General features: G+C 71.2%; 20 protein-coding genes. 11 read left to right on the forward strand and 9 right to left on the reverse strand.

Annotated features, from left to right (window positions below):
• Positions 1-66 precede the first annotated feature (66 nt).
• The 4 genes from NQZ70_RS47795 to NQZ70_RS47810 are packed head-to-tail and all read right to left on the reverse strand — an operon-like array spanning position 67 to position 4,747.
• Positions 67-1,692 carry a DUF4388 domain-containing protein gene (locus NQZ70_RS47795; protein WP_129580178.1) on the reverse strand — a complete coding sequence of 542 codons (1,626 nt, stop codon included), beginning with the start codon at positions 1,690-1,692 and terminating at the stop codon, positions 67-69.
• A gap of 30 nt (positions 1,693-1,722) precedes the next feature.
• The gene (locus NQZ70_RS47800) at positions 1,723-3,609 is read right to left on the reverse strand and encodes a diguanylate cyclase domain-containing protein (RefSeq protein WP_129580179.1); all 1,887 of its coding nucleotides are present in this window, start codon (positions 3,607-3,609) and stop codon (positions 1,723-1,725) included.
• Entirely contained in the window at positions 3,606-4,412 is an 807-nt protein-coding gene (gene dapF / locus NQZ70_RS47805) for a diaminopimelate epimerase (RefSeq protein ID WP_129580180.1), read from the reverse strand. The genes NQZ70_RS47800 and dapF overlap by 4 nt, the downstream gene beginning before the upstream one ends.
• Positions 4,409-4,747, reverse strand: a complete 339-nt coding sequence (locus NQZ70_RS47810; RefSeq protein ID WP_129580181.1) for a DUF167 domain-containing protein — start codon at positions 4,745-4,747, stop codon at positions 4,409-4,411. Before NQZ70_RS47810 ends, dapF begins: the two co-directional genes overlap by 4 nt.
• 303 nt (positions 4,748-5,050) lie before the next feature.
• On the opposite strand from NQZ70_RS47810, the gene NQZ70_RS47815 reads away from it, so the two are divergent.
• The gene (locus NQZ70_RS47815) at positions 5,051-5,830 is read left to right on the forward strand and encodes a hypothetical protein (RefSeq protein WP_165374527.1); all 780 of its coding nucleotides are present in this window, start codon (positions 5,051-5,053) and stop codon (positions 5,828-5,830) included.
• 130 nt (positions 5,831-5,960) lie between these two features.
• Here the strand turns inward: NQZ70_RS47815 and NQZ70_RS47820 are convergent, their stop codons facing one another.
• Entirely contained in the window at positions 5,961-6,575 is a 615-nt protein-coding gene (locus NQZ70_RS47820; protein WP_129580182.1) for a hypothetical protein, read from the reverse strand.
• Positions 6,576-6,780: 205 nt separating this feature from the next.
• Between NQZ70_RS47820 and zapA the strand changes: the two genes are divergently transcribed.
• From zapA to NQZ70_RS47845, 5 genes are all read left to right on the forward strand, one after another.
• Complete coding sequence (zapA, locus tag NQZ70_RS47825) at positions 6,781-7,110, forward strand: cell division protein ZapA (protein WP_129580183.1); 330 nt, start codon at positions 6,781-6,783, stop codon at positions 7,108-7,110.
• A 72-nt stretch (positions 7,111-7,182) separates the two neighbouring features.
• Positions 7,183-8,337 (forward strand): 8-amino-7-oxononanoate synthase, encoded by a 1,155-nt coding sequence (locus tag NQZ70_RS47830; RefSeq protein ID WP_237244712.1) that lies wholly within the window; start codon positions 7,183-7,185, stop codon positions 8,335-8,337.
• Positions 8,334-9,029 (forward strand): dethiobiotin synthase, encoded by a 696-nt coding sequence (bioD, locus tag NQZ70_RS47835; protein ID WP_129580184.1) that lies wholly within the window; start codon positions 8,334-8,336, stop codon positions 9,027-9,029. Before NQZ70_RS47830 ends, bioD begins: the two co-directional genes overlap by 4 nt.
• A gap of 150 nt (positions 9,030-9,179) precedes the next feature.
• Positions 9,180-9,611 (forward strand): AAA family ATPase, encoded by a 432-nt coding sequence (locus tag NQZ70_RS47840; protein ID WP_237244713.1) that lies wholly within the window; start codon positions 9,180-9,182, stop codon positions 9,609-9,611.
• A 426-nt stretch (positions 9,612-10,037) separates the two neighbouring features.
• Complete coding sequence (locus tag NQZ70_RS47845; protein ID WP_237244714.1) at positions 10,038-10,520, forward strand: transposase DNA-binding-containing protein; 483 nt, start codon at positions 10,038-10,040, stop codon at positions 10,518-10,520.
• Between the two features lie 21 nt (positions 10,521-10,541).
• Here the strand turns inward: NQZ70_RS47845 and NQZ70_RS47850 are convergent, their stop codons facing one another.
• Genes NQZ70_RS47850 through NQZ70_RS47865 form a run of 4 tightly spaced genes read right to left on the reverse strand, consistent with a single transcriptional unit; the run spans position 10,542 to position 13,122 of the window.
• Positions 10,542-10,739 (reverse strand): transposase, encoded by a 198-nt coding sequence (locus tag NQZ70_RS47850; protein ID WP_129580185.1) that lies wholly within the window; start codon positions 10,737-10,739, stop codon positions 10,542-10,544.
• Complete coding sequence (locus tag NQZ70_RS47855) at positions 10,732-11,001, reverse strand: hypothetical protein (protein WP_207217665.1); 270 nt, start codon at positions 10,999-11,001, stop codon at positions 10,732-10,734. Before NQZ70_RS47855 ends, NQZ70_RS47850 begins: the two co-directional genes overlap by 8 nt.
• 33 nt (positions 11,002-11,034) lie before the next feature.
• Entirely contained in the window at positions 11,035-11,691 is a 657-nt protein-coding gene (locus NQZ70_RS47860) for an ATP-binding cassette domain-containing protein (RefSeq protein WP_237244715.1), read from the reverse strand.
• A gap of 24 nt (positions 11,692-11,715) precedes the next feature.
• Complete coding sequence (locus NQZ70_RS47865) at positions 11,716-13,122, reverse strand: serine/threonine-protein kinase (RefSeq protein WP_129580187.1); 1,407 nt, start codon at positions 13,120-13,122, stop codon at positions 11,716-11,718.
• Positions 13,123-13,133: 11 nt separating this feature from the next.
• On the opposite strand from NQZ70_RS47865, the gene NQZ70_RS47870 reads away from it, so the two are divergent.
• From NQZ70_RS47870 to clpB, 5 genes are all read left to right on the forward strand, one after another.
• Positions 13,134-13,427: a hypothetical protein gene (locus NQZ70_RS47870; protein WP_129580188.1), complete on the forward strand. Its 294-nt coding sequence runs from the start codon at positions 13,134-13,136 to the stop codon at positions 13,425-13,427.
• Positions 13,428-13,920: 493 nt separating this feature from the next.
• The gene (gene dnaN, locus NQZ70_RS47875) at positions 13,921-15,051 is read left to right on the forward strand and encodes a DNA polymerase III subunit beta (RefSeq protein ID WP_129580189.1); all 1,131 of its coding nucleotides are present in this window, start codon (positions 13,921-13,923) and stop codon (positions 15,049-15,051) included.
• Complete coding sequence (gene recF, locus NQZ70_RS47880; RefSeq protein WP_129580190.1) at positions 15,048-16,199, forward strand: DNA replication/repair protein RecF; 1,152 nt, start codon at positions 15,048-15,050, stop codon at positions 16,197-16,199. Before dnaN ends, recF begins: the two co-directional genes overlap by 4 nt.
• 411 nt (positions 16,200-16,610) lie before the next feature.
• On the forward strand, positions 16,611-19,109 hold the full coding sequence (gyrB, locus tag NQZ70_RS47885; protein ID WP_129580191.1) for a DNA topoisomerase (ATP-hydrolyzing) subunit B: 2,499 nt from the start codon (positions 16,611-16,613) through the stop codon (positions 19,107-19,109).
• A gap of 167 nt (positions 19,110-19,276) precedes the next feature.
• Positions 19,277-21,886 (forward strand): ATP-dependent chaperone ClpB, encoded by a 2,610-nt coding sequence (clpB, locus tag NQZ70_RS47890; RefSeq protein WP_129580192.1) that lies wholly within the window; start codon positions 19,277-19,279, stop codon positions 21,884-21,886.
• Positions 21,887-21,910 lie beyond the last annotated feature (24 nt).

A 21,910-nucleotide genomic window follows, 5' to 3' on the forward strand; every position in this document is an offset into this window, starting at 1 on the left:
CGGCGGCTGGTTTTCGAGGCGAGAAACCTCGGAAGATCCGTTCGAATCAACCTTCGTGTCGGCGGTTCACACCCCTGCGGCGGCCTCGAGCGCGGCGCGAACGAGCAGCGTGATCTGTCCGGGAGAGGCCAAATCGAGCGGACCCATCATCGCCTCTGCGTCGAGCAACAGGAGCTCGAGCGCCTCGCAGTGCGCGGACAGCGCGTCCTCCCTGGCGTCGCCGAGCCGGACGACCGCGGCCGCCCCGTGCAGGGCGAGCGCCCAGGTGGGCGCGAAGGTCTCCTCGGTGGGGAGGCCGACCAGGGCGAGCTCGACGCCGTCGCCGAGCCGGATCACGCCGAGCGGCCTCGGGAGCGGCGCGTGCGGCGGCGGCTCGGCCGGGACGATCGCGTCCGCGATGCGGCGGACCGCGTGGGAGAGCATCGTCATGCGGCGCGCGCTCGCGGCGATGACGAGGTGCGGCGGCGGCGCGAAGCCCGGCCGGGCGAGGCGCGTCACCAGCGACCGGAGCACCGGGAAGTGCTCCGCCGGCGCGAACGGCGTGGTGAGGTCGGCGAGCGAGATGCGGCGGATCTTCCCGGCCTCCGTGAGCTCCATCAAGACCTCCAGGATCAGGAGATCCGGCGCGCCGATCTCGTCGAGCAGCTCGTCGAGGTTGTGCGGCATCTGGAGCAGCGCCGTGAGCTTCTCGGCCACGATCGCGCGCTCCGTCGGCTCCCCGAGCGACGGCGGCGGCGCCGTCGGGGAGCGCGTCGCCTCCGCCTTGGGCGCGGTCGACTCGGCCGCGCGGAGCGTCGGCGGCGGCGGCATCGAGCCGCGGCCGCCCCGCGCCGCGCTGGCCGGCATCGCCACGGGCGCCGGCGCCGTGATGTCGGGCACGGAGGTCGCGGCGCTCGCGTCGTCCGCCGCGACGGCGCCGCCGGAGATCGCGACGGCGCTGAAGAGCTCGTGGCTCGGGAGCGGGGACAGGTCGAGATCGTCGCTCGACGGCTCGGTCACCAGGAAGGCCTCGCCGGCCGGGGCGAGCTCGGCGCGGCGGCGCTGGACCTCGTCGACCTGGCGGAGCGCCTCCATCAGGAGCCGCGACGTCGGCGCGATGAGCCGGCGCGCGCTGGTCGGCTCGCCGGGGGAGAACGCGAACTGCCCGTCGCGCTCGCCGAGCAGCCGGTAGAGCGCCTTCTCCCCCTCGAGGCGGCGGTACACGGCGTCGATCACCTCCCCCGCCGAGAGCCGGAGCTCGCCGGCGCCGGCGGGCGTGGTGATCCCGAGGACGCCGCTCCGGCGGTTCATCGCGAGCAGCTGGAGCAGGTCGACGAGCGGCACCTGCTGGAGATCGCCGCGGATCTCCTGCAGCACCGTCGGCTTGGAGCCGCGCGGGGACGCCTCGGTGATGCGCGAGACGATGTGATCGACGTCGCTGCGCAGGACGTCGTCGGGGCCGAGCTCGGCCTCGGCGTCGTCGACGACGAACAGGATGGGCGTCTCGGCGAGGTCGGGGACGGCGGCGAACGCGTCCGCGAGCGCGCTGTCCTCGTCGAGCGCCCTCGCGGCCAGCACGACGTCGGGGCGGCGCTTGAACGCCTGCTCCACCGCCTCGAACGCGCCGTTCGCGTTGGTCACGGTGAGACCACGCGCCCTCAGCGCCGACGCGAGCGCGCCCAGCGCGTCCACGTCCGAATCGACCAACAGCACCCTGCGAGACACTGGACGGCGCCCTCCGAGTCAGCCGAAGACCCGCAGCCCGGCCGCGCGGCCGAGCCGCTCGGCGAGGAAGTCCGCGAGCAGCGGATCGGCGGCGTGGATACCCTTCACGAAGCCCCCCTGATTCCGCCCGACGAGGGCATACGCGCCGTGCTCCGCGAGGACGCAGAGCGCCTCGATGTCGTCGCACCCCGGCGCCGAGCGGAGGTCGAGGGCGTGCACCACGACGTCGTCGCGCGGCGACGCGAGCAGCGCCTTGACCTGCGCGCCCAGGCTGAGCCCGTCGTGGTGGGCGACGAGGATGAGCACGGCGCCCCCGCGGAGCGCGTTCCGGATCACCGAGGTCGCGAGCAGAACCGTATCGGACACCGACAGGTCGAGCGCCCGCGGCGCCGAGATCGCGGACGGGCCCTCGGCGCTCGGGGCCTCGCGCACGAGCAGGCTGAAGATCTCGCCGATGCTCCGCCGATCCTGCGGGATGCGGTGCAGGATCGAGGACTTGGTGGCCTCGGCGCGCCGCCGGGCGATGCGGAGCAGCTGCGCGAGCCCCTGGCCGTCGTGGGGGAAGGTGGCGATCCCGACGAGCAGCCCCTTCGGCAGGTACCCGGCCCGCTTCTCGCTCCCGGCGACGCGCGAGAGCATCCGCCGATGGCACGCGTGGGCCTCCAGCCCGGCGGTCTCGGGCATGAGGAGGTGGAACTCGTTCTCGTCGACCCGGGCCAGGATGTCCGTGTCGCGCACGGCGCGGAGCAGGTGCTCGGCGACCTGACCGGGGTTGAGCCCGTTCGCGGGGGGCGGCGGCGTGGCGCGCCAGTAGGCGAGGTCGTCCGGGCGCTCCGGCGCGGCGATCGCGTCGGGCTCGATGACGATGGTCGCGATCGTGAACCGGCGGCCGTGCCGCTTGGCCTTGTCGATCTCCCGGCCGGCGACGTCGACGTAATAGGCGAAGGAGTAGGCGCTCGACGCCGGGTCCTTCATCGCGGCGCCGCCGGTCGAGCGCTCGCGCTCGCCGAGCAGGGCGAGCGCCGTGGTCGCCTGCGTGGCGAGCAGCTTGACGAGGCCGTCGAGGAGCGGGGCGCGCCGGGACGTGGAGACGCTGCTGTCGGGGCGCCTGACCGACGGGAACGCGGAGCTGCGGCCGGGCTCCTTCTGGAGCAGGAGGTGCCCCGCGGACAGCCGGCGGAGGGCGAGCGGCACGACGATGAGCTGCTCGCGCCGGGCGAAGTCGAGGATGTCGGCCTCGCTCCCGTAGGCCGGCGCGCGATCGAGCGGCCCGGTCAGCGCCGAGCGGGTCAGCTCGGTGGAGCGCTCTCCGACGGTCAGGTACACGGCGGCCGCGGCGGCGCCGGTCGCCTCGACGAACACCTCGGCGAGCTGCTGGGCCGCCGCGTTGCGGTCGCGCGCGTCGGCGAGCTCGGCCACGCGGGCGATCCAGCCGGCCGCCCGCGCGCTCCGCGCGGACTCCTGCTCCAGCTGCACCCGGAGGGCGCGCTCCACGAAGCGCACCCGCACCGAGCCGACCGCGTTCAGCACCTCGTCCCCCCCGAGCGGCAGGAGGAAGAGCCCGGCGCCGCCGAGCGCGACCGCGTGGGCGCCCGCCTCGAGCTGCGCCCGCGTCGCCAGCGCGAAGACGGTCGCCTCGGGCGCGAGCGCCTTCAGGTGGTGAACCATCGCGAGGCCGGCCCCGTCGCCGAGCCCGACGTCGATGAAGGCGACGTCGGGCGCCGCGGTCTCGGCCAGGGCGATGCCCTCCGCGAGATCGCTGGCGAGCATCAGCTCGTCCGACGTGATGACCCGCGAGAACAGCGTGTGGGTCGCCTCGTCGGCGATGACGGCGAGCACCTTGAGCGAGATGTCGTGGACCGGCGCCCGGCTCGGGCTCCAGACCCCCTCGACCGAGGCGGTCACGCGATCACCACCTCGCCCGAGAACGCCCGGCGCGCCGGGCCTTGCATGAGCAGCTCCAGGGACCCGGGGGCGACGGTGATGCGCAGCGAGCCGCCCGGCAGCACCACGCGGACGGGCGCTCCGTACGGCGCGCGGCCCTGCGCGCACGCCGCGGCCGCCACGGCGCAGGCGCCCGTGCCGCACGCCAGCGTCCGGCCCACACCGCGCTCCCAGACGGTCACGTCGATGCACGCGCCCTCGGCCTGCTCGGTCGGCCGAGCGCGGCAGAACTCGACGTTGATGCCCTCGGCCGGCGTTGTCGCGACGATCGGTCCGAGCTCGTCGATCGTGTCCTCGGCGTAGGGGTCGAACGTGACCGCGTGCGGGTTGCCGACGTCCACGGTCGCGAACCGGTGCTCCGCGCCGAGCGCGGTGACCACGAGCGGCTCGCCCAGGCGGGCGCGGCCCATGCCGACGAGCACGTCGAAGCGGTCTCCTGCCCGGGTGACCTCGCACCGTTTGTCGCCGGCGTCGGTCGCGATGGTGAGCGCCTTCTGCGGGGTCCCTCGGGAGACGAGGTAGGCCGCGACGCAGCGGATGCCGTTGCCGCACATCTCCGGGCGGCTCCCGTCGGCGTTCCAGACGTGCATCGTGGGCCGCTCGCGCCGCTCGCGATCGATGACCAGCACGCCGTCGGCGCCGATCCCGAACCGGCGGTCGCAGAGGCGCCGCGCCGCCTCGGCGGTCATCGGGACCGCCTCGACGAGGATGAAGTCGTTGCCAAGACCTTCCCACTTCTCGAACCGGACGACGGTTTCCTTCATCGCTTCGCCCCGGCGAGCCGCGCTCGCGCCTCGGTCTCGTTGAGCCCGCGGACGGCGACGACCTTGCTCCTGCCGCTCGCGCCGAGGGCGATCTGGACATCGCTCTGGCGCACGTCGAGCGCGCGCGAGAGCAGCTTGACGAGCTCCGCGTTGGCGGCGCCTTCGACGGGCGGCGCGGTCAGCGACACGTCGAGCGCCCCTTCGCGCACGCCGACGATGGCGGAGCGCGACGACTTGGGGCGCACCTGGACCGAGATGCGCACGCCTTCGGCGCGCTCGGTGATCGCGAGGCGGCTCCACGCGGCGACGGGATCGCTCTCCTCGGGTTTGCTCATCGGGCCGCTGGCATCGTAGCGTATCTCGAGCTCACGCGTGGTTCCCGCGAGGCGCGGTCAACGTCGCTCGGTCACGCCAGTCACGCCGGTCACGCCGGTCACGCCGGTCACGCCGGTTACTCGGCTTACGTCAGCTTACGCGACGTACGGCCACCGCGAATTTGCCGCTCGGCGCGCCGACCCGCTACTCTTTTCGGCCAGGTCGTGGGTCGGCTCGCGCGACACGATCCGGCAGGGGCGACCTGCGCCAGCGGTTCTCGATAGTCGCCGCTGATGCTCATTTCCGCGGTGGAGGCGTTTGCCATGGCTGATGAAGGAGAAGGGTCGGTGGCCGCGACGTCCGGCCTCGCGAGGAGGCTCTGTGCGCTCGCGCTGCTCGCGGTGTCTGGCGGCCTGCTCGCGTCTGCATGCGCCGATAACGAGAGCAGCCTGTTCGTCCGGATGCGCATGGCGCGGACGGGGGACTGCACCGTGACCTGCAGCCCTGACGAGCCGTTCTGGACCGAGGACGCGGTCGACGCTGCGTACTCGGGTAGCCACAGCGCGACGCTCCTCGTGGGCAACCAGATCGTGCAGCGCGGCGACCCGGACGTGCTCCGCACCGAGACGTCGCGCGTCCACCTCTACGAGGCGGAGGTCCGCGTCGACGACATCGAGGGCAATGCCGTGACGGAGGGCTACGTGGTTCCGATCACGGGCATGGTCGATCCCGGGACGGGCAGCGACGCCGGCTACAACTGCGCCGAGGTGCTCCTGCTCGACGGCGCCACGATGGACAGCCTGCGCCGCCGGGCCGCGACTCTCGGCCGCGACGTCCAGGTGGTGGCGACGGTGGTGGTGCGGGGCAGGACGCTGGGTGGCCAGGAGGTCGAGACCTCCGAGTGGTCCTACCCGATCCGGGTGTGCTTCGCGTGCAGCCGTTGCGTCGACGTGTCCCCGGACACCTGCTGCTCCAGCTCCGCGGACGAGGCGTGCGAGGACAACGATGAGGTCGAGGCGACCTGCCCCGGCCAGCGGGGACCGCAGGACTGCCGCAACCTCGGTCGGACCTGCGCCGACTACATCAACAGCTTCGGCCTGTAGCCCGCGCCCCGCGCCAGAGCCCCCTCCAGGGCCCTCTTGCGGCCCGGGGCGCCGCCCTGGGCGCTGGCTCGGGGCGCGCCCTCGGCGCTGGCTCGGGGGCGCCCGCCCTGGGCGCTGGCCCGGGGCGCCGTCACCGCGCCGATTCAGCGCGCCGCACCGGGGCCGCTTCCGGTGACGGTCCTGTCAGCACATTGAAGAGATAAACGAACGGGAGGCCCAGCAGCGCGACGTCGAGCTGGGCAGCGAGGACGATCGCCGTCTCCTTGGAGGCGCCGAGCCCGAGCCGCATCTGGGCGAGCAGCCCTGTGCTCATGACGTAGGGCGAGTGGAAGTTGTAGCTGCGAGCCCCCCAGAAGACGGCGGCGGCGATCCCCGGCTCCAGCGCGTCGGCGTCGTCGCTCCACCGGCCGTAGAGCCCGGTGGAGACGATCAGCGGAAACAGGTCGAGGACGGGCGCGAGCGCCGAGATGCCCGCGCCGGCCTGGAGCTCGTCGAACCCGTGGGTGAGCACCTCGGCGTACGGGCCGATGCCGAAGTCGTCATTGGCGCCGCGGCCGAACAGGACGTCGCCTCGCAGCCCCGCGTGAAAGGCGGTGGCATCCCACCACCGCCGCTCGAGGCCGGCGCCGGCGACGCCCAGGGTGACGCCGACGCTCGTCTGGGGTTCGGCGCGAGCCGTGCCGTGCGCGAGAACGACCCCCAGGAGGGCGGCAACCGAGGCAGCTGGGCGGCCCGCCGTAGGCATGATGGGGCGATGCTACAGGGCGCTGCCGGCGAGCGCGCTGGAATTCTGCGAGCCGTCGCGAGCGTGCCGCTCCGGCCGGATCGCGGAGCGCGTCTCCGGGTCTCGGCGCGCGCGCTGGCCCCGTTTGTCACCGGCAAGTCACTCCGTTCGCACGGTGCAGGCCGCTCTGCGCGCCCGGCGGGGTTCATGGTAGCGTCCGGGGGCTATGGCGCGCCGCACCGTGCAGCTACGGGTGGGGGGTCAGACCTACCGCGTGGTGACTTCCGCGAGCGATGAAGAGCTCCAGCGGCTCGCGGCTGTCGTCGACCAGAAGCTCGCCACGGTTGTGCCCGCCGGCCGTGCTGTGACGCCGCAGGCCATGTTGCTGGCGGCGATCGCGCTCGCCCACGACCTGGAGCAGGAGCGGACCCGGACGGCCACGATCGCCGGCCGCGCTCGGGATGCGTTCGGCCGGATCCTGCAGCGGGTCGACGCGGTGCTCGGCGTCGGGCCGGATTCGCCGTCTTCGGGCGAAGCGAACGGCAGCGCGCCCTGAGCGTGAATCCCCATGCGCCGCGCGGTCCTAAGGACTGGCCCGGCTGCCGACGGAGATGGCATGCCTGCACCCATGGATGAAGCTCCCCGCCCGCCCACGTCGACGCCCGAAGGGGTGAACGCCCTTCGTCACCTGCAGGACGAGCTCTCCGAGCTTGAGCGTGCGGGCCTGCTGCGCACCCCTCCGGCGGCCGCGGCTGGTCCGGGGATGCTGGTGCTGTGTTCGAACGATTATCTCGGGTACGCCGCTCTCCCCTGGATATCGGAGGGCGGAGCTGCGAGCGGTGCGGGCGCGTCCCGTCTCGTGAGCGGGACGCACGAAGCCCATCTCCTGGCCGAGCGCGAGATCGCCGCGTGGCTGGGCATGGAGGCGGCGCTCCTGTTCTCCTCGGGGTATGCGGCCAACGTCGGCACCGTCGCCGCGCTGGCCAGGCCGGGCGATGTCATCGTCTCGGATGCCCTGAACCACGCCTCGCTCATCGACGGCTGCCGTCTCTCGGGAGCAGCCATCGAGGTGGTCCGCCACGTTGACGTGGAGGCGGTCGAGAGCGCTCTCGTACGCGGCCGGGGCGCTCGCCGCCGGTGGGTCGTGACCGAATCGCTCTTCAGCATGGATGGCGACAGCCCCGACCTGCGCTACCTCCGCGAGCTGTGCGACTGTCATGACGCCGCGCTGGTGGTGGATGAGGCGCATGCCCTTGGCATCCAGGGTCCGCGCGGCGCTGGCCTGTGCTCCGAGGTCGGCGTTCGCCCCGACGTGCTTATCGGCACGCTCGGCAAGTCGATCGGGCTCCACGGCGCCTTCGTCGCGGGCTCCTCGACCTTGCGGACCTATCTGTGGAACCGCGCGAGGAGCTTCGTGTTCTCGACCGGCATCAGCCCCATGGTGGCGCTCGCGTCGGTGGACCGCGTCCGTCGTGCCGCTGCCGACGATGCAGGTCGGTCACGACTGACCATGGTCACGCGCCAGCTCCGGGCTGGCCTGCACGCGCTGGGGGCCCCCCTGCTCCCGGGTTCGTCGGGCCCCATCCTCCCCTGGATCTTGAAGTCGCCGGGTGCCGCCGTGGAGATGTCCCAGCGCCTCGCACGGGAGGGGATCCTCGTCCAGGCGATCCGCCCGCCGACGGTCCCGGCGGGCACGTCTCGGCTCCGCATCACGACCAGCGCGTCGCTCTCGGAGGCCGACGTGGAGCGTGCCCTTTCAGGATTCCGCGAGGCGCTGCGATGAGAGGCCGTCCTGTTTCACGTGAAACAGGTCAGCTCCGGGTCGCGGTGGTTGGAACCGGGACCGGCGTGGGCAAGACGCACGCGACGGTCGCGCTCGTCGCTGCGCTGGCAGCTCGCGGCGACAAAGTCTGCGGCCTGAAGCCGATCGAGTCGGGCGTGGACGGCCTCTCGGTGAGCGACGCCGATCAGCTGGCCGCTGTCAGCTCGGTTCAGCCCGAGCCGGCGCCGTACCGCTTCGCGGAGCCGGTCTCGCCGCACCTGGCGGCACGCCGCTGCGCCAGCGCCATCTCCCTGGAGGTCGTGACAGCGTGGGTCGGGAAGCAAAAGGCGCCCTGGGTGATGATCGAGAGCGCCGGCGCGCTCCTCTCCCCTCTCGGGCCGGGGCTGACGAACGCAGATCTCGTGCGCGCGCTCGCTCCTGATGCCGTCGTGCTGGTGGGCCTCGACCGGCTGGGCATCCTTCACGAGGTTGCCAGCGCCGTGCTGGCCCTGCGCGCTTTCGCCCCTGGTTTGCCGCCGGCGCAGGTGGTGCTGAACGCGCCGGCAGCTCCCGATGCTTCGACCGGAACCAACGCCGGGGAGCTCGAAGCGCTCGGCATCACCACGGGCGCCGTGGAGATGCCGCGTGCGGAGCCCACAGCGCCGGCGTCGCTCGCCGCAGCCGAGCTCGTTCTGGCGCGACTCCGCACCTAATCCCGCCCGCCAGAAGCCCGGCCAGGTCACAGCCGAACGCGACCGGATGTGCCGCCAGCGTCGACCGACGCGGCGCATGCTCCGTCTGGTTCCAGCGTCGAGGTCGATCCCAAGCGTGCCGTCGCACGCAGTATTGTGCGAGGCGCTGCGATGAGAGGCGGTCCTGTTTCACGTGAAACAGGTCAGCTCCGGGTTGCAGTGGTCGGAACCGGCACCGGCGTCGGCAAGACGCACACGGCGGTCGCGCTCGTCGCTGCGCTGGCAGCTCGCGGCGACAAAGTCTGCGGACTGAAGCCGATCGAGTCGGGCGTGGACGGCCTTTCGGTGAGCGACGCCGATCAGATGGCCGCTGTCAGCTCGGTTCAGCCCGAGCCGGCGCCGTACCGCTTTCCCGGAGTCGGTCTCGCCGCACCGGGCGGCACGCCGCCGCGCCAGCGCCACCTCGCCGGACGTCGTGGCGTCTTGTGTCGGGACGCAAAAGGCGCCCGGGGTGATTGTCGAGAGCGCCGGCGCGCTCCCCTCCCCTCCCCCCTCGGGACGGGACTGACGAACGCGGATCTGGTTGAGCGCGCACGCTCCTGATGACGTCGTGCTGGTGGGGCTCGATCACCCGGACATCTTTTACGACACTGCTGCTCGGTGCCGAGCTCGCCTCTATCCCTGACATCACGGGAGGTGCTCTCGAGCGACCAGCACTCGCCCTCGTGCTCGACGGTCCTTGGCGCCAAACTCCGGCCGGTGCTGACCAGCACCTCGCCCCTGCGGCCCCCGAGCGCGCACCACGACAGGACGCACGGCCGACCGCGATGGCGGCCTGGTATCTTGCGCCGGTGGTCACCCACCTGCCGCCGGGGCATGCAGGCGCAGGCGTGTACGCTCGGCCAGCTGGGCGAACGAACGTGTTGGTGCAGGCCGTGCCGTCGACAGCGAGGATGCGCAGCGCGGCAGCTCCTTCGCAAGCGGATGGGTTCACCTGCAGCAGAGCACGCGGCCTCACTCGCCGAAGAGATGAGCGACGCCCACTTCGCCGACGCGCGGCTTTCGAAGCGCCAGACCAAGCTGGTGCAGAAGCTGGCGCAGGCGCCGGACAAGAGCTTCCCCTCGCTGCTGTCCGACAGCGAGCTGGAGGCGGCGTACCGCTTCTTCGGCAACGAGGCCGTCACGCCGCCGGCAATCCTGGCTCCCCACGTGCGCGCCACCCTCGCGCGCATGGCGGCCGAGCCGGTCGTGCTCGCCGTCCATGACACCACGACCCTCTCTTTCCGCACCGACGGCCAGCGACAGGGGCTCGGTCGGCTGCACTCCTCCGGGCAGACTTCTTCGCCCACTTCACCCTGGCGCTCAGTGCCGATGGAGCGCGCCGCCCGCTCGGCGTGCTCACCCCGGAGCACGCACGTGCGTGACGACCACCCCACCGGCAATGCGCCTGGCGAAGCTCGCCGTTGGAAGCACGCGCGTGACGCTGCGACGACCGAGATCACAGCCGCGTGAGATGCCTGCGACGCTCTCGCTTCAGGTCGTACACGTGCTGGCGCTCTTCGCCCCCATCGCGTGGCATCCAATCCTGAGGCGCATGTACGCGTTGCTTTCCTTGGTGATCGCGCCCAGCAGCCGTCGCTTGTCGCGTTCCCCGGAGGTGTCCTCCACTGGAACCAGGCCGAGGTACGAGGCGAGCTGGTGAGCGTGGCGGAAGCGCTTCGCTTCATCCACGACCGGCGGCGAAGACCCAGTCCCACGCCGGCGCCGTGGTCAGCCCCGTGATCACCGGCTCGTGGGCGCACAGCTGGTCGATCGCGGCATCGAGCAGCGCAATCTGCGGGTTGAGCACCTCCGGCGCGGTCACCAAGGGTCCGACCAGCTGACGGGTCTCGGCCGGCAGGGCGGCCGCGTTCAGCAGCGCGATGAACCCCTCGGTGGTGCAGGTCGCGAGCTTGTGTCCGCAGGCGTGCAGCAGGCCACGCACGGTGGTCACCTATTTGTGCTCGCGTCTCGCTCCCGAGGTGGCTCAGCTCGCGCCGGCGACGACGCGACCGCGATCCAGCACGACACGCGCGGCGGCTCGATGCCGGAAGACCTCCGGCTCATGCGAGACCACAACCACGGCGGCGCCCCGCGCCACCTCGGCTTCCACCACCGTGAGCAGCCGCGCGACACCAGACCGGTCCAGGCCGGTCGTGGGCTCGTCCAGCAACACCAGGGAGGGCTCGTGCACGAGCGCTCGCGCGAGCGCGATGCGCTGCCGCTGGCCACGCGAGCACGTGCGCAGCGGGCGCACCGCGAAGCTCCCGAGCTCGAAGCGCTCCTCCGCTCGGCGCCACGCTTCCTGGGCATCGAGCCCGTGGAAGCTGGCCGCCAGCTCGACGTTCTGCCGGCCAGAGAGGTCCGGGTACGCCAGCGACTCGTGAGACAGCCAGCCGATGGTGCCTCGAATCAGCCCGGGGTCGTCCCCGAGCGGCTCGTAGCTGACGTCGCCCGACGTCGGGCGGATCACGGTGCCCAGGATCCCGAGCAGCGTCGACTTGCCCGAGCCGTTCGCCCCTTCGATGAGCGTCAACCGGCCCGATTCGATGGTCGCGCTCACGCCCCGCAGCGCCGCCGTCGTTCCGTACGTCTTCACGACGCCACGCGCCACCACGCGCTCGATCGCATCCACTGCGCTCACCTCGCTCCTGCGCTCACACCCGTGTCAGCTCTGGTCGCCGCCTCGCGCGCGACCCTCACCGCGGACGACCGTCGTCATGTCCTCCGGGAACGCAGGCGGATCAACCACCGTCGCCTCATTGTCGTCCGAGAGCTCCGCCCCCCTCCCTAGCGGGACCAACGAAGGGATCGTCGGCCGATCCTCCGCCTCGTCATCCCGAGACGGCCCGTCCACCACCTCGGCGACCGGCTCGCTCCGCCTGCGCACCGCCCCCGCGTCGCTCGCGGCCACCGGAGCCCGCGTCGACCACGCGCTGTGACGCAGCGGAAGCCCCGTGCCGCCGTCGGCGATCCAAGAACCCTTCCTCGCCACCTCCGGCGCCGAGCGGCCGCTCGCGACGACGACGCGACCGGGCTCGCCGGCGTCCTGCTCGCCTCCCACCCGCGCGAACATCATCGTTCCGTCGTCGTTTCGATCCTCGATGAGGCTCTGCACGGCGACGCGATCCACCCGGCGCTTCTGCGACATCGGTACCTGGTTCTTGAACCGCCGCAGCGCCTCCTGGAACTCCCGAGCGCTCTGGAAGCGCTCGTCGCGCTCCTTCGCCAGGGCGCGATCCACCAGGCGCGAGAGCCCGGGCGGAATCGTGGGATCGAGCTCCGTCACCGGGCGATGCCAGAGCGTCAGGATCTGGACGAGCAGCGCGTTGTAGTTGCGCGCGACGAACGGACGCTGGCCGGTCAGCGCCTCGTAGAGGATCACGCCTACCGCCCACAGATCGAGCCGGTGGTCAAGCTCGATGTCGCCCCGAGCCTGCTCGGGCGCCATGTAGTACGGCGTGCCCATCACCATGCCGGTGCGGGTCAGATCCAGCGTCCCATCCATGTCGGACGCCTGGGAGATGCCGAAATCGAGCAGCTTGGCAACCGGCAACATGCCGGCGCGCTCCGAGAGGAAGATGTTCTCCGGCTTCAGGTCGCGGTGCACGATCCCCCGCTCGTGCGCGGTCACCAGCGCGGAGAGGACCTGCAGCATGATGTCCACGAGTTCGCTCGGCGGCACGACCCCGTAGCGCTCGATCCGCTGCGCCAGCGTCTCACCGTGGAGGCGCTCCATGACAAGGTAGGGGCTGCCGTCAGGGAGCCACCCCATGTCGTAGACCTCGCAGATGTTCGGATGACCGATCCGCCCTGCGACCCGCGCCTCGTGCTCCAGCCTCGAGATCGCCTCGCGCTGCTGCGTCTCCCGCGGGTGCATCACCTTGACAGCGACAAGCCGCCCGATCTGGAGGTGCTCGGCCTCGTACACCGCGCCCATGCCCCCCTCCCCGATGATCGCGGTGACCCCGTACTTGTCGCCGATCACATGCCCGAGCAGCGAACGCCCCGACCAGGCGCTCGCCGCGTCCCCCCTCGGCCACGCGTCGATCCGCGCGTCGCCGCGACCGGACAACGGCGCGCGCGATGCGGATCGCGGCTCCGGACGCGGCGGCGGCGCGCTGCGCGTCGCCGAGCTCGGTCCCACGCCAGGCGAGCCTCGCGGCGATGGCGGCGCTGATCTCGGCGGTGGCGGCGCCGATCTCGGCGGTGGCGGCGCTGATCTCGGCGACGGCGGCGACGGCGGCGCTGCCCTCGATGACGGCGGCGCTCCTCGCGGCGGCAGCTGCGGCGCAGCGGGCCGGGGGACCGGCTGCAGCGGAACCGCCCCGGCGCGCCGGCCCCCACGTGACGACGAGGGAGGCTCGCTCGAAGCGATGACGAGACCGGTCGACGGGCACACGATCGCCGCAACCTCGTGGTGGCTACCGCAGTGGATGCACCGCACCGAACTCAAGTCCGTACATTTTGAAATACTCCATCCAGGCGCCGCTCGGAACTGCACAGCCCATCAGGTCAGAGCGTGCCCGGCCGCGCTCGGTTCTACATTCCCGCGCACCCCCTGGTGGATCTTGGGGATAACCCCCTCGACAACCCTGGGGGCAAAACGGGGGAGACACGCCGCCCGCCAGCTCTCCCCCGTCCTCCTACCCCTGAGCACGGTCCATTTACCCCAGGGCGCTCGCTTCCAACTGCTCGGATTCATTGAGCAATCTGAGTTATCCCCGCCCTCCACAGCGCCTACGACGAAGACGATGTCTTTATCTATCTATTTCATGGAAAGAAGAGGCGTCCCGCAAGGTCACGCGAGCGCTCATTTCCCGCCCACGCCCGGGCAATAACCCTGCTAAAGGGAGCGGCTCCGGAGTCGGCTATGGACCTTGTGATCCCCAAGAAAGATCTGCTTCGCCTCGTCGCGCGCTGCCAAGGCGTGGCGGACAAGAAGAGCGCCATGCCGGCGCTCGCCAACGTCCTGCTCGCCGCCGAGGGCAACGCCGTCCGCGTCGCCGCGACCGACCTGTACCTCGGGGTCACCGGCCAGACCCACGCGGACATCAAGACCGGCGGCACCGTCGCGGTCCCCGCCAGGGACCTGCTCGAGCGCGTGAAGGCCATGCCCGATGGCCCGATCCAGATCACCACCACCGAGGGCGCGCACACGTCGCTCAAGGCCGTGGGATCGCCCCGGCGCTACACCCTCCCCGGCCTCCCCGGCTCGGAGTTCCCGCAGCTGCCCGCGCCGTCGCACGACGCGCCCTCGCTGGAGCTCCCCGTCGAGCAGCTCGCGCTCCTCATCGCCAGGACGCACTTCTCGATCTCGACCGACGAGACGCGCGCCCATGTCAACAGCGCCCTGTTCGAGTGGGCCGGCGATCGCGTCCGGATGGTCACCACCGACGGCCACCGCCTGTCCAAGATGGAGGCGACCGTCTCCGGCAGCTCCGCCACCGCCACCATGCTCATCCCCCTCAAGGCGATCACCGAGCTCCGCCGCCTCGCCGAGGAGGCGCGCGCCGAGAAGGAGACCCCGATGGTCGCCATCACCCAGAGCGGGCCGAACGCCTTCTTCAACATCGCCGGGATGCAGTTCTCGGTGAAGCTCGTCGACGCGCAGTTCCCCCCCTACCAGCAGGTCATCCCGTCCGTCACCGAGCGCTCGGTCCGCGCGCCCCGCGTCCAGTTCGCCGAGGCCCTCCGCGCCATCGCGCTCGCCGCCAACGACCGCACCGGCGGCGTCAAGCTGTCGATCGCGCCGGGGACCCTCCGGATCACCAGCGAGAGCCCGGACACCGGCGCCGGCTTCGACGAGGTGGCCGCCGACTACAACGGGCCCGAGGTCACGATCGGCTTCAACGCCAAGTACTTCCTCGACGTGCTCGGCTCCATCGACGACGAGGAGGTCGTCCTCGGCATCTCCGGGGAGCTCGACCCCGCCGTGATCCGGCCCGGCAGCGAGTCGAACCAGCAGAGCTACGTCGCCGTCATCATGCCGATGCGGATTTGAGCGCGCCCCACGACGAGCGACAGGAACACCTCCCGAGCCTCCTGCTCGAGCGGCTCCACGTGCGCGAGTTCCGCAACCTCGGGCGCGTCGACGTCGAGCCCGCGCCGCGCCTCAACGTGATCGCCGGCAACAACGGTCAAGGCAAGACGAGCCTCCTCGAGGCGATCTACTTCGCGGCCACGTCGAGGAGCTTCCGCACCCACCGCGTGGCGGAGCTCGTGCGCCACGGCGCGGCCGTCACGAGCGCACGCGCGCGCTTCGTCGAGCGCCGGGACGCGCTGCCGCCCCTCGCGCGCGAGCAGACCGCCGCCGTGGAGCAGAAGCGGTGCGTGGTCCGGATCGACGGCAACCGGCCGCCGAGCCTGTCGAGCTTCGCGACGCGCTCGCCGGTCGTCGCCTTCCACACCGAGGAGCTCGCGCTGTCGACCGGGCCCGCGAGCGCGCGGCGCACGCTGCTGGATCGGCTGGCGCTCTTCATGGATCCGCAGAGCGCCGACCACCGCGCCCGCTACGCGCAGGCGCTCCGCGCGCGGCACGAGCTGCTCCACCGCGGCGGGGGCGCGTCGGCGCAGGCGGGCGCCGAGCTCGACGCGTTCGAGGAGCTCTGCGCCCTCCACGGCGCGGCGCTGACCCGCGCCCGCGCCGCCGCCGTCGAGGCGCTGGCGCCGGAGCTCGCGCGCGCCTTCGCCCGCATCGCCGCGCCCGACCTGACCCTCGCCGCGCGCTACGCGCCGGGCGGCGCCAGCGACGCCGCGCAGGCGCGCGAGGCGCTGCGCGAGCACCGCCGGCGCGACGCCCACCGGCCGAGCGCAGGCTTCGGCCCCCACCGGGACGACCTGGTGCTCGAGCTCGACGGCCACCCCGCCCGCGTGGTCGCCTCCCAGGGGCAGCACAGGGCCCTCACCCTCTCGCTCAAGGCCGCCGAGACCGCCGCCATTGCGTCCGTCCGAGGTGTAGAGCCCATTCTCTTGCTCGACGATGTGTCGAGCGAGCTCGACCCCGATCGGACGGCCGCGCTGTTCACGTTCCTCGGAATGGCGCGCGGACAGGTGTTCCTGACGACCACGCGGCGCGATCTCATCGTCACGCCGGGCGTACCCGCCTCGGAGCGGCGCGATTTTCACGTCGAAGGCGGCGCGCTCAGCTGACGTGCGCCGCGGGGGCGGACGCGGTGCGGCAGGCGCGGGGCGAGGCCCGCCGGGACCGCCCCGAGACGCGTTGATCGCCCCCCGCAGGCCACGAGTTGGGATGCTCCGGACGCGCCCGCGCCAGGCGCTGAAAATACGGTGTTACGAGGCTTCCGGACTCGGCGAAACGCTTGCCCGAGCGGCTGATTTCGGCTACATTTCCGCAGTCTTTACGGGGCATCGACGAGCGGTCCGCGCATGATCGCTCGTGCCCTCGGAATCGATCCGGCGCCGCGGCTGCGGCGCCCGGATCCCACCAGACGAGCTGCCATCGCGCCGGCCCCTCCACTGCAAGAACTCCGGCAATCCGAGCGGTCTCCGCCGCTCTGCGCCCCCCGGTGAGAGGCGGCGGGCGCGCCCACCAGGACCGAGATGACGGAACCCACCCTGAGCCAGCCGACCGACCTCACCAAGGCGTCGTACGACGCCCACAGCATCACGGCGCTCGAAGGCCTCGAAGCGGTGCGAAAGCGCCCCGGCATGTACATCGGCGATGTGCACGACGGATCGGGGCTGCACCACCTGGTCTGGGAGGCCGTGGACAACGCCGTCGACGAGCACCTCGCCGGCGCCTGCACGGAGATCAGGGTCACCGTCCACTTCGACGGCTCGGTGTCGATCGAGGACAACGGCCGCGGGATCCCGGTCGGGATGCACGCGAAGGGCGTGAGCGCCGCCGAGGTCGTCATGACCGTCCTCCACGCCGGCGGAAAGTTCGACAACTCCAGCTACAAGGTCTCTGCGGGCCTGCACGGCGTCGGCGTGAGCGCCGTGAACGCCGTCTCCGAGTGGCTGAAGCTCGAGATCAAGCGCGAAGGAAAGCTCTGGTTCCAGGAGTACGCCCGGGGCGTGCCGAGGGCGCCGCTCAAGGCGATCGGCGTGACAGACAAGACGGGGACGAGGCTCACCTTCAAGCCCGATCCGATCATCTTCAGCGCGGTCGAGTTCAGCTTCGACATCCTCGCGAGCCGCCTGCGCGAGCTCGCGTTCCTGAACGCCGGGCTCATCATCCACCTCGACGACCAGCGGCCCGGCGGGAGGGCCGAAATCTACGAGTACAAGGGGGGCATCTCGGAGTTCGTGTCGCTCCTCAACAAGACCAAGGAGCCGATTCACGACGACGTGATCAGCTTCGTGTCGCACCACGAGATCGGCGCGGCGGGCGAGGCCGGGAACGGCCGCGGCAGCTCGGCGCCGCCGCCGGTCGGCGTGGAGGTCGCGCTGCAGTGGAACGGCTCCTACACGGAGGCGATCTTCTGTTACACGAACAACGTCCACAACAAGGACGGCGGCACGCACCTCACCGGGCTCCGCGCCGCGCTCACGAAGACGATCAACACCTACGGGAGCGCGCACAACCTCTTCAAGGAGCTGAAGCAGGGCCTGCAGGGCGAGGACGCGCGCGAGGGCCTGACGTGCGTGCTCAGCATCAAGCACCCGGACCCGTCGTTCGACTCGCAGACAAAATCCAAGCTCGTCTCCAGCGAGGTCAAGGGCATCGTCGAGGCGGTCGTCAGCGACAAGCTCGCGCAGTACTTCGAGGAGAACCCGCAGAGCGCGAAGAAGATCATCGAGAAGGCGGTCGTCGCGGCGAAGGCGCGCGAGGCGGCCCGCAAGGCCCGCGAGGTGATCCGCAAGGGCTCGCTCGACGTGACGTCGCTCTCCGGCAAGCTCGCCGACTGCCAGTCCAAGGACCCGGAGAAGAGCGAGATCTACATCGTCGAGGGCGAGAGCGCCGGCGGCAGCGCCAAGATGGGGCGCGACCGGCACTTCCAGGCGATCCTGCCGCTGAAGGGCAAGATCCTGAACGTGGAGCGGGCGCGGCTCGACCGGATGCTGAGCTCCGCCGAGGTCGGCACGCTCATCACCGCCCTCGGCTGCGGGATCAACGACGCCGGTGGCTTCGAGATCGACAAGCTCCGCTACCACAAGATCATCCTGATGACGGACGCCGACGTCGACGGCTCCCACATCCGCACGCTGCTCTTGACCTTCTTCTTCCGGCAGATGCCCGAGATCATGGAGAAGGGGTATCTGTTCATCGCGCAGCCGCCGCTCTACCGCGTGCGCAAGGGCAAGCGGGACCTGTACCTGAAGGACCAGGCCGCGCTCGACGAGTTCCTCGTGGGCAACGCCGTGGACGGGCTCGAGATCGTCGCGAGCGGCGCGCAGACGGGCATCGCGGGGCAGCCGCTCTACCGCCTCGCGCAGCGGCTGAAGCGGTTCCGCGCCGTGCTGTCCAACATCGACAAGCGCTGTGACGCGCGGATCGTGGCGGCGGTGCTCCGGTCGAGCGGGCTCGGGCGCGACGACCTGCGGGAGACCAAGAAGGTCGCCGCGGCCGCCGACGAGCTCCGGGCCTACCTGAAGCAGCGCTACCCGGACCTGTTCCCGCTCACGCTGGCGACGCCCCGGGACACCGAGCACGGGACGAGCCGGATCGAGGTGGTGCCGCGCCCGGGCGCGAGCGCGCGGAGGAGCGTCATCGACTGGGATCTGGTGGGCTCGCCGGAGTACCAGGAGGCCTGGTCGATCGAGCAGGACCTGCGATCCATCGGCGCGCCGCCGTACCGGGCCCGCAGCTCGAGCGGCGAGGAGACCATCGAGAACGGCGAGGCGCTCGTCGACTACATCGAAGAGCGGGGCAAGAAGGGTATCGCGATCAGCCGTTACAAGGGTCTCGGCGAGATGAACGCCGACGAGCTCTGGGAAACGACGATGAACCCGGACGCGCGGACCCTCCTCCAGGTCCGCATCGACGACGCGGTGAAGACGGACGAGCTCTTCACGATCCTCATGGGGGATCAGGTCGAGCCGCGGCGCAACTTCATCGAGCAGAACGCCCTCAACGTGAAGAACCTCGACATCTGAGCCTGCGTCCGGCGGACGACGGAGCCCGCGTCCCCCACGCGCGCGGTGGGGGTTGACGCGGCGCTGACGGCGCATCACCGACGGCCGTGTTCGCTCGGTATCTCTGGCAAACCGCTTGCTTGGCCGGCCCTTGCTAGCCCAGGCGAGCGCCTTAGCTTCGAGGTGCCATGAGAATCGAGCGAATGACGACGAAGGCCCAGGAGGCCATACGAGAGGCTGTCGATTTCGGCAGCCGCCGGGGAAATCCCGAACTCTATCCCGAGCACATCGTGCGGGCGATCGTCGGCCAGGACGGCGGCGTCGGCGCTCCGCTGGTGCAGAAGGCAGGCGCCGATCCCGCGGCGCTCTTGCGCCTGCTCGACGCCAAGATCGACACCTACCCTCGCGTGAGCGGCGGCGCGGAGCCGAACCTGTCGAGGCGCGCGCTCGCGGTCCTGCAGAAGGCCGAAGACGAGGCGAAGGCGCTCAAGGACGAGTACATCTCGACAGAGCACGTCCTGCTCGCGGGGACCAAGACCGACAAGGAGATCCAGTCGATCTTCGAACGAGCGGGGCTGTCGTACGACAAGCTCCTCGCGTCGCTCGCGGCCGTGCGCGGCAATCAGCGCGTGACGGACCGGGACCCCGAGGGGAAGTTCCAGGCGCTCGAGAAGTACACCCGCGATCTCACGAAGCTCGCGCGACAGGGCAAGATCGATCCGGTGATCGGCCGAGACGAGGAGATCCGGCGCGTGATCCAGGTGCTCTCGCGCCGCACAAAGAACAACCCGGTGCTCATCGGTGAGCCCGGTGTCGGCAAGACGGCCATCGTCGAGGGCATCGCGCACCGCATCGTGGCGGGCGACGTGCCCGAGTCGCTCAAGGACAAGACCATCGCCGCGCTCGACCTCGCCGCCATGGTCGCAGGCTCGAAGTTCCGCGGCGAGTTCGAGGACCGGCTCAAGGCGGTGCTCAAGGAGATCGAGGGCTCGAACGGGCGCATCATCCTGTTCATCGACGAGCTCCACACGCTGGTCGGCGCCGGCGCGGCCGAGGGCGCGATGGACGCGGCCAACATGCTGAAGCCCGCGCTCGCGCGCGGCGAGCTGCGGTGCATCGGCGCGACCACCCTCGACGAGTACCGGAAGCGGATCGAGAAGGACGCGGCGCTGGAGCGGCGCTTCCAGCAGGTGCTCGTCTCGCAGCCGAGCGTCGAGGACACGATCGCGATCCTGCGCGGCCTGAAGGAGAAGTACGAGGTCCACCACGGGATCCGCATCCAGGACGCCGCGCTCGTGGGCGCCGCGGTCCTGTCGAACCGGTACATCACCGAGCGGTTCCTGCCCGACAAGGCGATCGACCTCATCGACGAGGCGGCGTCGAAGATCCGCATGGAGATCGACAGCCTGCCCACGCCGATCGACCAGGTGGAGCGCGATCTGCTCAAGCTGCAGATGGAAGAGCAGGCGCTCAAGCGCGAGAGCGACAAGGCGAGCAAGGCGCGCCTCGACGAGGTGCGGCGCGAGATCGCCGAGCTCCAGGGGCAGCGCGACGCGATGCGGGCGCAGTGGATGCGGGAGAAGGAGCTCATCTCCGAGCTGCGCCAGCTCAAGCCGCAGATCGAGGAGCTCAAGCTCGAGGAGGAGCGCCTGAAGCGCGCCGGCGATCTCGGGCGCGCCGCGGAGATCCATTACGGCAAGATCCCGGAGATCGAGAAGAAGCTCGAGTCGATCCGCGCGACCCTCGCCCAGGTGCAGTCGAAGCAAAGCTACCTGAAGGAGGAGGTCACCGACGAGGACATCGCCGCGGTCGTCTCGAAGTGGACCGGTATCCCGGTGTCCAAGATGCTCGAGAGCGAGATGCAGAAGCTCCTGCGCCTCGAGGAGGAGCTGCGGCGGCGCGTCGTCGGGCAAGAGGACGCGCTCCGCGCGGTGTCGAACGCCATCCGGCGCTCGAGGGCCGGCCTCGGCGACGAGCGGCGGCCGATCGGGTCGTTCCTGTTCCTCGGGCCGACCGGCGTCGGCAAGACCGAGCTCGCGCGCGCGCTCGCCGAGATCCTCTTCGACGACGAGCGGGCCATGGTGCGGCTCGACATGAGCGAGTACGGGGAGCGGCACGCGGTGGCTCGCCTGATCGGCGCGCCGCCTGGGTACGTCGGCTACGAGGAGGGCGGCCAGCTCACGGAGCCGGTGCGCCGGCGGCCGTACAGCGTGGTGCTGTTCGACGAGATCGAGAAGGCGCACCCGGACATCTGGAACACGCTCCTCCAGGTGCTCGACGATGGGCGCCTGACGGATGGACAGGGGCACACGGTCGATTTCAAGAACACGATCATCATCCTGACATCCAACCTCGGGACGCCCGCGGCCGCGGCGATCGAGGAGCGGGCGAACCTGCCGGCGGACGAGAAGGCCGAGCTCGTGAGGAGGGCCGTCATCGAGGAGGTGCGGAAGCACTTCCGCCCGGAGTTCCTGAATCGCCTGGACGACCTCATCGTGTTCCGGCGGCTGGCGCGCGAGCAGATGGAGAAGATCGTGGACATCCAGCTCGATCTGCTGCGAAAGCGCCTGGATCGACGCGGGCTCCTGTTCACGATCACGCCCGACGCGAAGGGCTACCTCATCGAGCAGGGGTGGGATCCGCAGTACGGCGCGAGGCCGCTGAAGCGCGCCATCCAGCGGAGCATCGAGGACGAGCTCGCGAAGCGGATCCTCGGCGGGGAGTTCAAGCAGGGCGACACGGTGCAGATCGACCGCGCGGGCGGCGCGCTCACGTTCACGCGCGCCGCGCCGAACTGACGATCGCCAGCCCGCGCGCCCGCG

This window comes from Sorangium sp. So ce836, from assembly GCF_028553905.1.
Lineage (GTDB): Bacteria > Myxococcota_A > Polyangia > Polyangiales > Polyangiaceae > Sorangium > Sorangium cellulosum_D.